At 36.6% G+C, this 14,945-nt stretch carries 11 protein-coding genes; all 11 read left to right on the forward strand.

The genetic code is table 11. The features are described from left to right. The first annotated feature begins 27 nt into the window (after positions 1 to 27). The 11 genes from GCWU000282_RS08225 to GCWU000282_RS08280 all read left to right on the forward strand — a co-directional run bounded on the left by GCWU000282_RS08225 (position 28) and on the right by GCWU000282_RS08280 (position 14,933). The gene (locus tag GCWU000282_RS08225) at positions 28 to 3,279 is read left to right on the forward strand and encodes an energy-coupling factor transporter ATPase (protein ID WP_035040348.1); all 3,252 of its coding nucleotides are present in this window, start codon (positions 28 to 30) and stop codon (positions 3,277 to 3,279) included. Continuing rightward, positions 3,276 to 5,003: an ABC transporter ATP-binding protein gene (locus tag GCWU000282_RS08230; protein ID WP_023354618.1), complete on the forward strand. Its 1,728-nt coding sequence runs from the start codon at positions 3,276 to 3,278 to the stop codon at positions 5,001 to 5,003. The genes GCWU000282_RS08225 and GCWU000282_RS08230 overlap by 4 nt, the downstream gene beginning before the upstream one ends. After that, a complete protein-coding gene (locus GCWU000282_RS08235; RefSeq protein WP_023354619.1) occupies positions 4,996 to 5,184 on the forward strand; it encodes a hypothetical protein in 189 nt (62 codons plus the stop codon). The genes GCWU000282_RS08230 and GCWU000282_RS08235 overlap by 8 nt, the downstream gene beginning before the upstream one ends. Before the next feature lie 201 nt (positions 5,185 to 5,385). Continuing rightward, positions 5,386 to 6,663, forward strand: coding sequence for an ATP-binding protein (locus GCWU000282_RS08240; protein ID WP_035040069.1), 1,278 nt, complete (start codon positions 5,386 to 5,388; stop codon positions 6,661 to 6,663). A gap of 60 nt (positions 6,664 to 6,723) precedes the next feature. Next, positions 6,724 to 7,725: a permease gene (locus GCWU000282_RS08245; protein ID WP_023354621.1), complete on the forward strand. Its 1,002-nt coding sequence runs from the start codon at positions 6,724 to 6,726 to the stop codon at positions 7,723 to 7,725. A 9-nt stretch (positions 7,726 to 7,734) separates the two neighbouring features. After that, on the forward strand, positions 7,735 to 8,664 hold the full coding sequence (locus GCWU000282_RS08250; protein ID WP_023354622.1) for a CobW family GTP-binding protein: 930 nt from the start codon (positions 7,735 to 7,737) through the stop codon (positions 8,662 to 8,664). 7 nt (positions 8,665 to 8,671) lie between these two features. Further along, positions 8,672 to 8,905, forward strand: coding sequence for a thioredoxin family protein (locus GCWU000282_RS08255; protein ID WP_023354623.1), 234 nt, complete (start codon positions 8,672 to 8,674; stop codon positions 8,903 to 8,905). A 337-nt stretch (positions 8,906 to 9,242) separates the two neighbouring features. Continuing rightward, complete coding sequence (locus GCWU000282_RS08260; RefSeq protein WP_023354624.1) at positions 9,243 to 10,385, forward strand: Fic family protein; 1,143 nt, start codon at positions 9,243 to 9,245, stop codon at positions 10,383 to 10,385. 34 nt (positions 10,386 to 10,419) lie between these two features. Further along, a complete protein-coding gene (locus GCWU000282_RS17375; protein ID WP_023354625.1) occupies positions 10,420 to 11,940 on the forward strand; it encodes an SMI1/KNR4 family protein in 1,521 nt (506 codons plus the stop codon). Positions 11,941 to 12,160: 220 nt separating this feature from the next. Next, positions 12,161 to 12,478, forward strand: a complete 318-nt coding sequence (locus GCWU000282_RS08275) for an ArsR/SmtB family transcription factor (protein ID WP_023354626.1) — start codon at positions 12,161 to 12,163, stop codon at positions 12,476 to 12,478. Further along, positions 12,471 to 14,933, forward strand: coding sequence for a CoA-disulfide reductase (locus tag GCWU000282_RS08280; RefSeq protein WP_023354627.1), 2,463 nt, complete (start codon positions 12,471 to 12,473; stop codon positions 14,931 to 14,933). Before GCWU000282_RS08275 ends, GCWU000282_RS08280 begins: the two co-directional genes overlap by 8 nt. The last annotated feature ends 12 nt before the right edge of the window (positions 14,934 to 14,945 follow it).

The raw sequence follows: 14,945 nt of genomic DNA on the forward strand, positions 1-14,945 counted from the left end.
CAAGGATTGGAAAAGGGAAATAAGTTTATGATAAAGTTTGAAAATGTAAGCTTTCATTATGGTGGAGAGCATGGAACGGGAGAAGGGGTAGACAATATTGATTTTGAGATTAAAAAGGGTGAATTTGTTGTCTTATGCGGCAGAAGCGGCTGTGGCAAAACTACCTTAACAAGGCTTATAAACGGGCTTGCTCCACATTTTTATCAGGGAGAACTTGAAGGAAGGGTTCTGGTAGAGGATGTTTGTGTAAACGAAGTACCGCTTTCGGTTACTTCGCATTATGTAGGAAGCGTTTTTCAAAATCCTAAGAGCCAGTTTTTTAATGTGGACAGTACGGGAGAGCTTGTTTTTGGCTGTGAAAACCAAAATCTTGACAGGGAAATAATAAGGGAACGGCTTGAAAAGACCAAAAATGATATGCAGATAGAAGCACTTATGAATAGAAATATCTTTGAGCTCTCAGGCGGTGAAAAACAGCAGATTGCGGTAGGAAGTGCTTATACAGCGGCACCTGAGGTTTATGTTCTTGATGAGCCGTCTTCAAACCTTGACAAGAAGGCTATTAAAAGACTTAGGGATATATTGGCTAAGATAAAAGCATCAGGCAAGACTGTAGTAGTATCAGAGCATAGAATATTTTATCTCTTAGGGCTTGCGGACAGATTTATCTATATGGATGATGGCAGGATAACAGGCTCATATACAGCTAAAGAAGTAGCAGATTTTTCTGATGAAGAATTAAAAGAAAAGGGTTTAAGACTGCCTGATTTAACCAGATTAAACAATATAGGAAAAGTTTACAATGAACAGACTGATAAGACTACAGCTGTAGATGTAATAGACCTTACCTGTGGCAGAGGCGGCAATCAGATACTTGACATAGACAGGTTTTCTATACCTAAGTGCAGTGTAGTGGCACTTATAGGGGATAACGGCTGTGGCAAAAGCACACTTTCAGAGGCACTTTGCGGTTTGATACCTGTTTCCGGAAGTATAGGATTTGAAGGAAAATATCTTAATGCCAAAGAGAGGGTAAAAAAGAGCTTTTTGGTAATGCAGGATGTGAACAGACAGCTTTTTTCAGACTCTGTGATGGAAGAAGTGCGTATGCAGTCAGACATAACAGAAGAAGAAACAAGGAAGGTGCTTGCTTTACTGGGGATAGAGGAGCTTGCAGACAGACATCCGGCTTCGCTTTCAGGCGGACAGAAACAAAGGGTAGCTATAGCAAGTGCAATCTGTGCAAAAAAGGATATATTGTTTTATGATGAGCCGACCAGCGGTCTTGACAGGGGTGGAATGGAGAACTTTGGCAGACTTTTAAATGAAACCAGGGAAAAAACGTCTGTCAATATAATAGTAACCCATGATCCTGAACTTATACTTGAATGCTGTACTCATGTACTGTACATGGAAAATGGCAGGATACAAAGTTTTTATCCGCTTAACGAAGACGGTGCAGAGAGATTAAAGACCTATTTTCTTTCAGAGGGAGATATAAATGTAAGTAAAAAGCGTGAAAAAATAGGCATGTTTACAAAGATTTTTCAGTATATGGGAAATTATAAAAAGGTGACCATAACCTCTGTTTTTGTACTGATTTTAGCGGCAACGGCAAGTATAATGCCTTATTTTGAAGTATGGAAAATAATTGATGCTACACTTTCGGGGGAAACTGTAAACTTAACTACTGTAGGCTGGAGCATAGTCTTAATAACTGCATACAAGCTGATTTATACTTTGCTTTATATATTCGGTTTGCAACTGTCGCACCATTCTGCTTACCACACACTTGAAAACCTGCGTTGCTCTTTACAGGAGAAGCTTGAGAAACAGCCGCTTGGAAGCATAATAGACAAAGGAAGCGGAGCTATAAAGAAGCTGTTTTCAGAAGATGTGGAGTCGGTTGAACTTCTGCTTGCCCATATGATACCGGAAGGAATATCTAATTTAATTGTATTTGCAGTTATGTTTTTTGCACTTATTACGGTAAACTGGCTGCTTGCACTTGTTACCTTATTTATGATTTTCTTTGGAATAAGTGCTTCCGGACAGGTTATGAAGATAGGCATGAGCCGGATGGGCAATTATTTTGCAGCCGCAAAAAGGCTTAATAATGCGATTATCGAATATGTAAACGGTATGGAAGCGGTTAGAATATTTAACAGACAGGATAACCATAGTGAAAAGTATGAAGGTCATGTAAAGAATTATCATAATTACGCGCTTGACTGGTACAAGGTATGCTTTACATGGATGGCCGCTTACGGAAGCTTCTTTTCGCAGATAACATTGTATTCTATACCACTGGGAGGGATTTTGATTGTAACGGGCTATCTTGAACTTTCAGAATACATACTTGCTCTGTGTATAAGCTTTGGAACAATGCCTCTCCTTCTTAACTGTATGAGATTTATAGGGGCGTTGCCACAGGTAAACTATAAGATACAGGCTATTGAGAAGACACTTGATTTTCCTCCGCTTAAAGAAGGAAAAGAAAAATTTAATGCTGAAAATCATGATATTTCATTCAATGATATCCATTTTTCATATAAGAATGATGAGATAATTAAAGGAATTTCGCTCGATATAAAGACAGGAGAAACTGTGGCTCTTGTAGGAGAAAGCGGCAGTGGTAAGAGTACGCTTGCGAAACTTCTGGTACATTATTATGATGTATCATCAGGAAGCATTAGCCTTGGAGGGCAGAAATTAACGGATTTAAGCCTTGAAGCACTTAATAATGAAATATCCTTTGTTTCACAGAATCTCTTTTTATTTAATAAAAGCATTTTGGAAAATATAAGGGTAGGAAAACCTGCTGCAACTGATGAAGAGGTAAAAGAGGCAGCAAGAAAGGCTGAATGTGAGGACTTTATATTGGAGTTGGAAGGCGGCTATGAAGCTATGGCTGGAGAGGCGGGTAACCGTCTTTCGGGAGGACAAAAGCAGAGAATAGCCTTTGCAAGAGCCATATTAAAAGATGCGCCCGTACTTGTGCTTGATGAAGCAACAGCCTTTATCGACCCAGAAAATGAGAAAAAAATGCAAAAAGCCGTAAAAGAACTTATGAAGGACAAGACTGTAATTGCAATAGCACATAAGTTAAGAAGTGTGAAGGACGCTGATAAGATAGTTGTGCTTGATAAGGGAAGAATAGCTGATACGGGAAAGCATAATGAGCTGATACAAAGATGTGAAATATATGGAAAACTCTGGAAAGCCTCAGAAGAAGCAGAACAGTGGAGTCTTATAAGAAAGGAAGGTGTGGCAGAATGATAGGCTTAATTCAGAAAATAGTGAAATATACCGGAAAGTATGCCATACGCATCCGTATTTCTTATATATTTGCATTTTTAAAAAGTTTTTGTGCCAAAGCTCCGTATCTGGTGGCTCTGTTTTTGATAAATGAACTTATGGAAAAAAGAGCGGATATTTCTACCTGTATAATTTCCGCTGTCATACTGTTCTCATTTTTAGTCTTACAATCTGTGTTTACGGCATTGTTAAATAAATATCAGGCAATGGCAGGTTACGATTTGTTTGCAGACAAGAGAATAGAGCTTGGTAATCATTTAAGAAAGCTTCCTATGGGGTATTTTACGGAGGGGAATATAGGAGAAATAAGCACAGTACTTTCAAATGATATGGTATTTATAGAAGAATTGAGTATGCAGGCTATAGGTGAGAGTGTGAGCGATATATTTTCACAGCTTATTCTTACGGTTTTTCTGTTAATATTAAATCCGCTCATAGGTCTGGCAGCTCTTATAACAGAAGTGATAGCGGTGTTTGTTGCAATTCCTATGAAAAAGGAAAGTATGGAAAGTTCCGAGGGCAGACAGGAAAGTATAAAGAAAATGACTTCTGCGGTACTTGAATATGCACAGGGAATAGATGTGATAAAGAGTTTTAATATGACCGGTGAGAGTGCTAAAGAAATAAGAAAAAGCTTTGCGGATGTGGCAAGGGAAAGCCTTAGTTTTGAGAAAAATCATGTTCCCTTTGAAAGAGGGCTGCTTATGATTTACTGTATCGGTGCAGGGGCTATTCTTCTTGTATCTGCATATCTTTTCGGAGAAAATGCTCTAAGGCCTGTGGAATTTATCGGAGTATTACTCTTTTCTTTTGGAATATTTGCTTCAATAGAGCATTACTACCAGCAAATGACACAGTTTACCATTATGGAAATCGGTTTAAATAAGCTTAAAAAGATAATGGATGAAAAAGAGATAGAAGATACTGGGAAGGATGAAATCCCTGTTGAATTTGAAAATGAGCTGGCATTTAATAATGTAAGCTTTTCCTATGGAAATGAACAGGTGCTTAAAGGTATATCATTTTCGGTTAGAAAAGGTGAAACTTTAGCCCTTGTGGGAGCTTCCGGAAGCGGAAAAACTACGATAGCAAGTCTTTTAGCAAGATTTTGGGATATAAAAGAAGGTGAGATTTCTTTCAGAGGAAAAGATATACGCTCACTTCCTTTAGAAGACCTGATGGAACAGATAAGTATGGTATTTCAAAAGGTTTATCTTTTTGAAGATACAGTTTATAACAATATTGCTATGGGACTGTCTTCGGTGGACAAAGAGAGTGTCTATGAGGCGGCAAGAAAGGCAAGATGTTATGATTTTATCATGAAACTTCCTTATGGTTTTGATACCTTTGTAGGAAGCGGCGGTGCTACCCTGTCAGGAGGAGAGGCACAGAGGATATCAATAGCAAGGTGTATCTTAAAGAATTCACCGGTTATTATCCTGGATGAGGCAACCGCAAGCATAGATGCGGATAATGAAAGCTATATACAGGCGGCATTGTCGGAACTTTGTGAGGGAAAGACAACTATAGTTATTGCCCACAGGTTAAATACAATAAAGAAAGCTGAAAAAATTCTGGTGCTTGATAAAGGACAGATTATACAGGAAGGAAGACATGAAGAACTTATTAAAGTTACCGGAGCTTACAGAAATATGATACTGGCGGGAGGTGGAGAGAGTGAATAGGGCGGTATATAGGATAATCGGCATATATACTCTTATCATCAGTATATTTTTTATACTTGGCGGGATTTTTATTCCCTCTGAGGGAAGTGGTACTGTTCATACAACATTTTCTCTGCTGTTTGGAGTGATTTTGCTTATAGTGGGAACAGTGCTGTATAAGATAGTTAAGGTGGAAGAGTAATTTGTCGGATTGAAAATACCGAATGTGTCGGATTGAAAATATCGAATGTGTAGGATTGAAAATGCCAAATGTGTCGGATTGAAAATACCGAATGTGTCGGATTAAAAATGCCGAATGTGTAGGATTGAAAATGCCGAATTTGTCGGATTGGAATTGCCAAATCTGTCGGATTGGAGTATAATAGTTTATGAGGTGATACTTATGAATTATAAAAAATACAAGCCAAGATTGGTTGATAAGAAGGTTTGCGAGTATTTAGCTTCATTTGGAGCTGTATGTATTGAGGGTGCGAAATGGTGTGGCAAAACATGGACTTCAAGTCATCATTGTAACAGTGAAATATTTATTGGGGATCCTGCCGGAAATTTTCAGAATCGTAAACTTGCAGAATTAAATCCGGAATTGATTCTTAGTGGAGAAAATCCAAGAATGATAGATGAATGGCAGGAAGTTCCGGGACTTTGGGATGCTGTACGCTACAAAGTAGATGAAGAGGGAAAAAAAGGAATGTTTATTTTGACGGGTTCTGCAACACCTAATCATAAAGGGATTATGCATAGTGGAGCAGGACGGATTTCAAGAATCCGTATGCGTCCTATGTCGCTTTATGAAGCTGGTTTTTCTACCGGTAAGGTATCGCTAAAAGAACTTTGCAAGGGAAACTTAGAGCCTGCTATGACTAAAGAGGTGAGAATACAGGATTTGATAGATTATATAGTCAGAGGCGGGTGGCCTGCCAATCTTGATATTCCAATCAGTCGTGCGAACTTAGTTAGTGAGGAGTATATTGAAGCAATTATAACTGATGATGCTTATAGAATAGACGGAATTAAGAGAGATACACATAAAATGAGATTGCTACTTCGTTCACTTGCAAGAAATGAAAGTACAACAGTCAGTAATAAAAAATTAAAAAATGATATAAAAGAGATTGATGATGAAGATATTGATATAGAAACGGTAGCTTCGTATCTGGATATTTTTACAAGACTGTTTTTGCTTGACAACCAGTCTCCGTATGGGACAAAGATAAGGTCTTCTGCTCGCGTGAAACAAGCTGAAAAAAGACATTTTTCAGATCCTTCATTAGCTTGTGCCTTATTAAAGGCTACCCCTGATATACTCTTAAATGATCTTGAAACCATTGGATTTTTATTTGAAGCACTTTGCGAAAGAGATTTGAGAATATATGCCGAATCATTTGATGCAAAACTATATCATTATCAGGATTATAATAATAAGGAAATTGATGCCGTTATTGAAATGAAGGATGGAAGCTGGGCTGCATTTGAAATAAAACTTGGGGCCAATCAAATTGATGCAGCAGCAGAAAGCCTGATTAAGTTAAAAAATAGTATTGTAGCCGATGAAAAGGGTATACCGCCAAAAGTTTTATGTGTAATATGCGGACTTTCAAATGCTGCATATAAACGAGAGGATGGTGTTTATGTAGTACCCATTACCGCACTTAAGGATTGATAAAGTGTAGTGCTATGTATACAGTATGCATACTAATACTTGGAGGATGATATTAATATTATGAAAACCCTATGGGAATTTTTTCAAAATCAAATTCTGGGAATGAAATGGTTGAATGAATTAATCGGTAAAGGTTTGGGGAAAATAGGGATTGATGTAGATAGCAGGATGGGAGGAAGCATTCAATTCTTCTTATATGACACGATTAAAATTATAGTATTACTTTGTGTACTGATTTATCTGATTTCCTATATTCAGAGCTATTTTCCGCCGGAGCGCAGCAGACAGATACTTGGGAAATTTAAAGGGATCGGTGCGAATATAACAGCAGCCCTGCTCGGAACGGTTACTCCGTTTTGTTCCTGTTCATCCATACCTTTATTTATTGGTTTTACAAGTGCAGGCTTACCGATAGGAGTAACATTTTCGTTTCTTATATCCTCACCGATGGTTGATTTGGGCTCGCTTATTTTGCTAATGAGTATATTTGGGGCAAAGATTGCGGCCATTTATGTTATATTAGGATTAATAATAGCTGTAGTGGGCGGTACGATTATTGATAAAATGAAGATGGAAGACTATATTGAAGAATATATCAAAAAGGCAGGAAGTGTAAATGTTCAAAGCCTAAAGCTGACTAAATCCGACAGACTTAAGTATGCATCAGAGCAGGTTGCATCTACTCTTAAAAAAGTATTTCCTTATATTATAGCAGGAGTTGGAATAGGTGCTGTTATTCATAATTGGATACCTGAGCATTTGATTGAAACAGTGCTTGGAAGTAAGAATATATTTTCGGTAATTTTAGCGGTATTGGTTGGAACGCCAATGTATGCGGATATATTTGGAACTATACCTGTTGCAGAGGCTCTATATGCTAAGGGAGCGGAGTTTGGTACGGTTTTAGCATTTATGATGGCAGTTACAACCTTGTCTCTCCCATCTTTGATAATGTTAAGAAAGGCACTTAAGCCAAGATTACTGGGTTTGTTCATAGGTATTTGCGTTGTCGGAATTATAATAGCCGGATATATTTTTAATTTAATAGGTGTATATTTTTAGGAGAAACTTATGGAAAAGAAAGAGCTATATGTACTCACAGGATTTTTAGGGGCAGGGAAGACCTCATTTCTGTTAAACATTTTGGATAATATCAAGGATAAAAAAATTGGAATTATTCAGAACGAATTTGGTAAAATAAATGTAGACGGAGAAATTGTAAGACGTAACGGTATAGAAATGACTGAAATAAGCAGAGGATCTATCTTCTGCTCCTGCCTGAAACTTTCATTTGTACAAGCACTGGCAGAAATGAGTAAGAAAGACTTAGATTATGTTTTCGTGGAAAGTTCAGGGCTTGCAGATCCTTCGAACATTGAGGAAATCCTTAATGCTGTGAGTATAATGGCGGGAGACAGCTATATTTTTAAAGGGGTAATCTGTCTTATTGACGGAGTGAATTTCCCAAACCAGGTTAAAGATGTTGAAACAGTTGATAGGCAGCTTGCCCATTGTAATCTGGCAGTAATTAATAAGGTGGATTTGCTTGACTTATCTGAACTTGAAGAAGTGAAAAACATTGTTCGAGGGGTTAATCCTATATGCATGATAAGCACAGCTTCTTATGGGAAAATAGATTTATCGTTTTTAAGTGAAGATTTGACCTCATTAAAATGGGCTGAATATGAAGATAGTTTAAATACGGTAGATAATAAGCCAAAGACTATATCATTAGAAACAGGAGAAATACTATCAAAAGAAATTCTGACTAACTTTCTTAAAAAGGTGCTTCCGGATTGTTACAGAATAAAAGGATTTTTTAAGTTAGATGATGGATGGCAACAGGTAGATGTTGTGGAGGAGCTGATTGACTATAAATTAACTTCGGAGCGTGAAATCTCAGAACTTGTTTTTTTATCTAAAACAAGTCCGCAGATAATTCGCACGATTGACAAAGCCTGGAAAGAAATAGTTGATAAACCGATGAAGTTAAGGAATTGAGGTAATTATGGAAATTAAAGTAATAGGTGAAGGTTGTGAAAAATGCGACAAGCTATATGAGAATACCTGCTTAGCTGTAAAAGAGCTGGGATTAGAAGCAAGTATAGATAAGGTGGAAGATTTAATGGACATAGTCAGACTGGGAGTTATGACTACTCCTTCAGTTATGATGGATGGGAAGATTATTATAAGCGGAAGAGTGCCAAAGGTAAAAGAAATTATTAAATTGCTGAATCCATAGGATTGAAAACGCCGAATCAATCGGGTTGAAAACATCAAATCTGTCGGATTGGAATATAAAATTATGGTCCAATTCCGACAGATAAGATGAAATAGGATAATCAAAACTTGTAGTTTATTAATACATACTCCCTCTTCTGAAACCACTATATCGCTGCTTGCAGCTATTGAGGCAGAACTTGTTGTTTAGTGTCTTATTTTAAGCGAAAAAGCATAGGGATAGGGATGAAATTGAAATAAGCAAGGGAAAAGTTGGCCCTTATTTCAAATTCGATTGACAAATTGAAATAAGGAAGTTAGAATCAGAGTAGTATTTCAATTTTATTTGAGGTGTAACCATGAAAAATCGTGCAGGAAAATATAGAACAAATTTTTCGGGAGAAGCTGAATATATGTCATTTGTTCCAGCTCCATTACCACCGGATCCGGCTATAGAAATTGATAGTGATATGATAAAAATGTTAGTTAGATCCAATAATTCAATTGCATCACTTGAAAGCATAGCTAAAAGAATTCCTAATATGGAGCTTTTTATTTCGATGTATGTAAGAAAAGAAGCACTTATGTCTTCTCAAATTGAAGGAACACAGGCAACACTTGAGGATGTATTTGATCCTATGATAACATACAATATAAATAGGAATGTTGTAGATGTCGTAAATTATGTTAAAGCAACAGAATATGCGATAAAAAGACTAAATAGTCTGCCGCTTTGTAATCGATTAATAAAAGAAGCACATGCAGTATTGATGGATGGAGTACGTGGTCAGGAAAAAAGTCCGGGAGAATTTAGGCATTCTCAGAATTGGATTGGAGGGAATGGAAGTACATTAAAAAATGCCAGATATATTCCGCCTCATCAGGATGATATGATAGAGGCTATGTCAGATTTAGAAAAATATATGAATGAAGATGATATTCTTGATGCCTTAATAAGGGCAGCTCTTATTCATTATCAGTTTGAAACAATACATCCTTTTCTCGATGGAAATGGTAGAATAGGAAGACTATTAATAACGCTTTTTTTGATGGAGAAAAAGATACTTACGACACCGGCACTTTATATTTCATATTTTTTAAAGAAAAATCGTATTGAATATTATGACAGAATGACAGAAGTTAGAAGTAAGGGAAATTATGAACAATGGATTAAATTCTTTCTTATGGCTATTGATGAATCTGCACAAAATGCTATAGATACAATAGATGAACTTAATAAGCTTAGTAGTAAAAATGAAAAAATTATTGAAAATATGGGGCGTGCATATAAAAATACCATCCAGGTATTCAGGTATTTAGAATCAAATCCTATAATAGACATTGGAAAAACAGCAGAAATCCTTGATATATCATTTAATACAGTTTCATCAGCAGTCAAACGTCTTGTTGAGGCAGGCATTCTTGTTAAAACAGAGAATGCAAGTAGAAATCGTGCGTTTGCTTATGAGGAATATCTTAATATATTGCGACAGGGTACTTAAATAAATAACTTGCCAACTGAAAGGAAAACAACCTATGAAACCCTTTGAAAACTTTGACTGGAGTAATTTCTGGGATGATGATGATTATTCGCTTAAAGAATATGTTGGAAAAGAGCCTACAGATGAAGAAATAAAGGAAATTGAAGATGAACTGGGATATAAACTGCCACAGTCATATATAGAGCTTGTTAAAAAACATAATGGTGGAACTCCGTTTGCTACATTATTTAGAAATGATGAAACCTCGGTCTATATTACAGGAATTTATGGTACAGATAAAGAAAAAATGAATTCACTTTGCGGTGAACTCGGTAATGAGCTTTGGTTAAATGAGTGGGGATATCCGGGTATAGGAGTTGCGGTAGCTGATACTATCTCTGCCGGTCATAATATGGTCTTCCTTGATTACAGGGAGTGTGGTAAAGATGGAGAGCCTAAAGTGGTAATGATAAATCAGGAGGATGATTACAGTATTGATTACCTTGCAGATAATTTTGAAGAATTTATTAGAGGGCTTACCATTGCTCCGCAAGATATTACAAAGGAAGAATTTGTAGAATACAGTGATGAGATAAAGGAAAAAGTTATTACTAATTTAAGTGATGAAAATGATTCTGAGAGTGTTATAGAATTTCTCACCTTTACCGGAGTGGAAAATCTAAATACCGGGCTAAAGGGAATGCTTGCCAGGGCCTACAACAATAATGAACAGATAGAAGAAGCTATGAAGGTAATGGATATGATTCCTGTGGAAGAAAGAGATGCTCTCTGGTATTACCGCTATGGATATTCTTATTCCAAGTTATCCTCAAACCGTAATTATGATACAGAAAAGGAAAGCTTAAATGCACTTGTAATGCTTGAAAAAGCTATTGAACTTGCAAAGGATGATAAGGTTGTCGGCTGGTGTATTGAAATTGTGGAATTTCATGGATTTAAAAGTATACTTGAAGCTAACAAAGAGAAATTTCCTCTCGTTTACAAACACTATTCGGAATATATAGCGAAGCTTACAGATGCTGAACTTAGCAGTTCAGGGAATAAAAAAACATATAAGAAAATTACTATAGAAGATATTGAAAAAATGGAAGATATCTGGGATATTTTAGATCCGGTATACTGGACAATCGATATTTACGGCACATACGAAGATTATCTAAAATCGGCAGAAAGCCTTACCTTAGAACAACGATACTTAAATGCAGTATCCTGGTATTTTATGGAAGTAAATAACGGAGGACATTTTCAGTTTTTAGATAATTCTACGGGAATAGTCTGGGAGGATGCCCTAAACGGACTCAGACTGTTTGAAATGAATGAACTGGCTGACAGTTTTCAGAAAGTTATAGATTTGTTTGGCGGAAAGATTCCTTTTGACAGAGAAGAGCGTTGGAATGCAATGGAAGAGCTTGATGAGAACTTGGAAGAGCTTTTGGATGAGGCAGATAAATTGGTGTATAAAGTATATGAATACGGTGGTGAATATGAAATTAAATACATAAAAGCTCATCCTGAAAAATTTCTCTTTGACGGATATTTTAATAAGATTGTATAAAAAATGAATAATTAGATTTATAAAAATTCCTCTATGTCGGAGACTTTGGCATAGGGGAAATTTTATTAATTCAATGGGAAATTTCTTAGATTAAACGATTAGTAAAATCGTTATTGACAATATTATATAATTATTATATTATAATATTTGAATATAATAAAATAACTCAAATTATTGGGTATAATGATAATAAACCCCGAAAGTTAAATAAGGTGACATTATGGAAAATATTAAAATGAACAACTTAAATGATGATGAACTTTATGTTGTAAACCTTGCAGAAAGGCTAAAAGCAGTTTCACATCCTGCCAGACTCTGTATAGTGAAGAAACTATATATTAACGGTGAATGTAATGTAAGCTATTTTACAGGCTGTATGGATGTATCCCAGTCAGGCATATCACAGCATTTATCAAAACTAAAAGACCTGGGGATAGTTACTGCAAGAAAGCAGGGAACAGAGAGCTATTACAGCTTGGTTGATGAAAATATTATAAGGCTTGTAAAAACATTTTTTACGGAGGGAAAAGATGAGTAAGAAAATTATAGTAATAGGTGGTGTGGCAGGAGGTGCTACAGCAGTAGCCAGACTTAGAAGACTTGATGAAACAAGTGAAATAATTATGCTTGAAAAGGGAGAATATGTTTCTTTTGCAAACTGTGGACTCCCTTACTATATAGGTGGAGTTATCAAGTCAAGAGATGCCTTGTTCGTATCTACACCTGAAGCCATCAGTGCTAAATATAACATTGATGTAAGAGTATTAAATGAAGCGGTTTCAATAGATAAAAACATGAAAACTGTCAAAGTAAGAGATTTAAAAGAAAATAGAGAATATGAGCTCTCCTATGATGAACTTATAATATCCACAGGCTCAAGACCAATTAAGCCTAATGTAGAGGGCTTTGACGGAGAAAATGTATTTACCCTTTGGAATATACCAGATACGGATAAAATTTATAATTATGTAAAAGAAAAATCACCTAAAACAGCAACCGTAATAGGTGGTGGTTTTATAGGACTTGAAATGGCTGAAAACCTTGCACATAGGGGATTAGCTGTGACAGTGGTTGAAAAGGTCGATCAGGTAATGGCACCACTTGATAAGGATATGGCAAATATAGTTCATCGCCATATGGCTGAAAAGGGCATTTCGCTTGTACTTGAAAATGGTGTGAGTAAGATTACCCATAGTCCGTCAGGCTCAAAGGTTGTACTTGAGGATGGACGTGAAGTAAATGCAGATATAGTAATACTTTCTATCGGAATCAGGGCAAACAGTGAACTTGCAAAGGAAGCAGGACTTAAGTTAAATGCCAGAGGTGGAGTTATAGTTGACGAATATATGAGGACTTCTGAGCCTAATATATATGCGGTAGGAGATATAGTTGAAACAGATGATTTTGTAATGGGAACGAGAACCATGGTTCCGCTTGCAGGACCTGCCAATAAACAGGGAAGAATAGTGGCAGATACCATAGCAGGTGAGATAAAGACCACTTACAAGGGTACCCAGGGTACAAGTGTAGCTAAGGTATTTGACCTTACTGTAGCAAGTACGGGAGCTAATGAAAAGACATTAAACAGAGAAGGAAAAGAATATAAAAAGGATTACAGAATTACAGTAGTACATCCAAATTCACATGCAGGTTATTATCCTGATGCAGCTACTATGTCAATTAAGCTTATTTTCGACTTAAAAGGCAAGGTGCTTGGAGCGCAGATAGTGGGCTATGATGGAGTGGATAAGCGTATAGATGTACTTGCTACTTCAATTAGGTTTGGTGCGACTGTATATGATCTTACAGAACTTGAACTTGCCTATGCACCACCATATTCTTCAGCAAAAGATCCTGTAAATATGGCAGGGTACACAGCTACAAACCAGTTAGATGGCTTGGTGGAGGTTGCAAGAATAGAAGAAATAAAGGATTTTGATAACAATACTGTAATTGTAGATGTAAGAGAGGATATTGAAAGGAAGATGGGATATATTCCAAATTCAATACATATTCCTCTTGGTAATCTCAGAAGCAGATTAAACGAACTTGACAGAAACAAGGAATATATAACAAGTTGTGCAGTAGGACTTAGAGGCTATATTGCTGCAAGAATCTTAAAGCAGCAAGGCTTCAAAGCAAGAAATCTTATGGGAGGCTATCGCAGCTACCAGTCAGGACAAAAGTTTGAAGGTGAAATAACCCCTATGATGAGAAATGTGGCTGACAGCGGTTTTGCAGGAACATCGAGTAATGAAATGGAAGAGCTTGATGTATCCGGCCTTTGCTGTCCGGGACCGATAGTTGAAGTATCCAAAAGACTTGAAAAACTAAATGTTGGAGATACATTAAAAGTAACAGCTACAGATCCTGGATTTTATTCAGATATAAGCTGTTGGACAGATAATACCGGGAATGAGCTGGTAGAAAAGAAAAGTGAAGGTGGCAAATTTTTTGCAACTATAAGAAAGAGTGGTGGAGTCGTGACGACAGAGTCCTGTGCCTGCTCTGAACAAGGTAAGAAAAAAGAAAAAACCATGATAGTTTTTGACGGAGATTTGGATAAAGCCATTGCTTCATTTATAATTGCAAATGGGGCGGCAGCTATGGGAAATAAGGTAAATATGTTCTTTACTTTCTGGGGGCTGAATGTGCTTAGAAAAAATGAAAAAGTATCTGTAAAAAAGGATTTTATCTCGAAAATGTTTGGGCTGATGATGCCTCGCGGAAGCAAGAAGCTTAAGCTTTCAAAAATGAATATGATGGGTATGGGATCTAAGATGATTCGTATGGTAATGAAGAAGCAGAATGTATATTCTCTTGAAGAACTTATAAATCAGGCTAAATCAGCTGGAGTGAAGATGATAGCCTGCCAAATGTCAATGGATGTTATGGGAATCAAAGAAGAAGAACTGATTGATGGAGTAGAGGTAGGAGGAGTAGCTACCATGCTTAATGATAGTGACAGATCAGATATGAATTTGTTTATTTAAAGAGGGAGGGGA

Origin of the sequence: Catonella morbi ATCC 51271, assembly GCF_000160035.2 — a bacterium.
In the GTDB taxonomy this organism is placed as follows: Bacteria; Bacillota; Clostridia; order Lachnospirales; family Lachnospiraceae; genus Catonella; species Catonella morbi.

Excerpts from the sequence above, each read along its gene's own strand:
- GCWU000282_RS08225 (WP_035040348.1), top strand. The coding sequence starts at position 28 with ATGATAAAGTTTGAAAATGTAAGCTTTCATTATGGTGGAGAGCATGGA.
- GCWU000282_RS08230 (WP_023354618.1), top strand. The coding sequence starts at position 3,276 with ATGATAGGCTTAATTCAGAAAATAGTGAAATATACCGGAAAGTATGCC.
- GCWU000282_RS08240 (WP_035040069.1), top strand. The coding sequence starts at position 5,386 with ATGAATTATAAAAAATACAAGCCAAGATTGGTTGATAAGAAGGTTTGC.
- GCWU000282_RS08245 (WP_023354621.1), top strand. The coding sequence starts at position 6,724 with ATGAAAACCCTATGGGAATTTTTTCAAAATCAAATTCTGGGAATGAAA.
- GCWU000282_RS08250 (WP_023354622.1), top strand. The coding sequence starts at position 7,735 with ATGGAAAAGAAAGAGCTATATGTACTCACAGGATTTTTAGGGGCAGGG.
- GCWU000282_RS08255 (WP_023354623.1), top strand. The coding sequence starts at position 8,672 with ATGGAAATTAAAGTAATAGGTGAAGGTTGTGAAAAATGCGACAAGCTA.
- GCWU000282_RS08260 (WP_023354624.1), top strand. The coding sequence starts at position 9,243 with ATGAAAAATCGTGCAGGAAAATATAGAACAAATTTTTCGGGAGAAGCT.
- GCWU000282_RS17375 (WP_023354625.1), top strand. The coding sequence starts at position 10,420 with ATGAAACCCTTTGAAAACTTTGACTGGAGTAATTTCTGGGATGATGAT.
- GCWU000282_RS08275 (WP_023354626.1), top strand. The coding sequence starts at position 12,161 with ATGGAAAATATTAAAATGAACAACTTAAATGATGATGAACTTTATGTT.
- GCWU000282_RS08280 (WP_023354627.1), top strand. The coding sequence starts at position 12,471 with ATGAGTAAGAAAATTATAGTAATAGGTGGTGTGGCAGGAGGTGCTACA.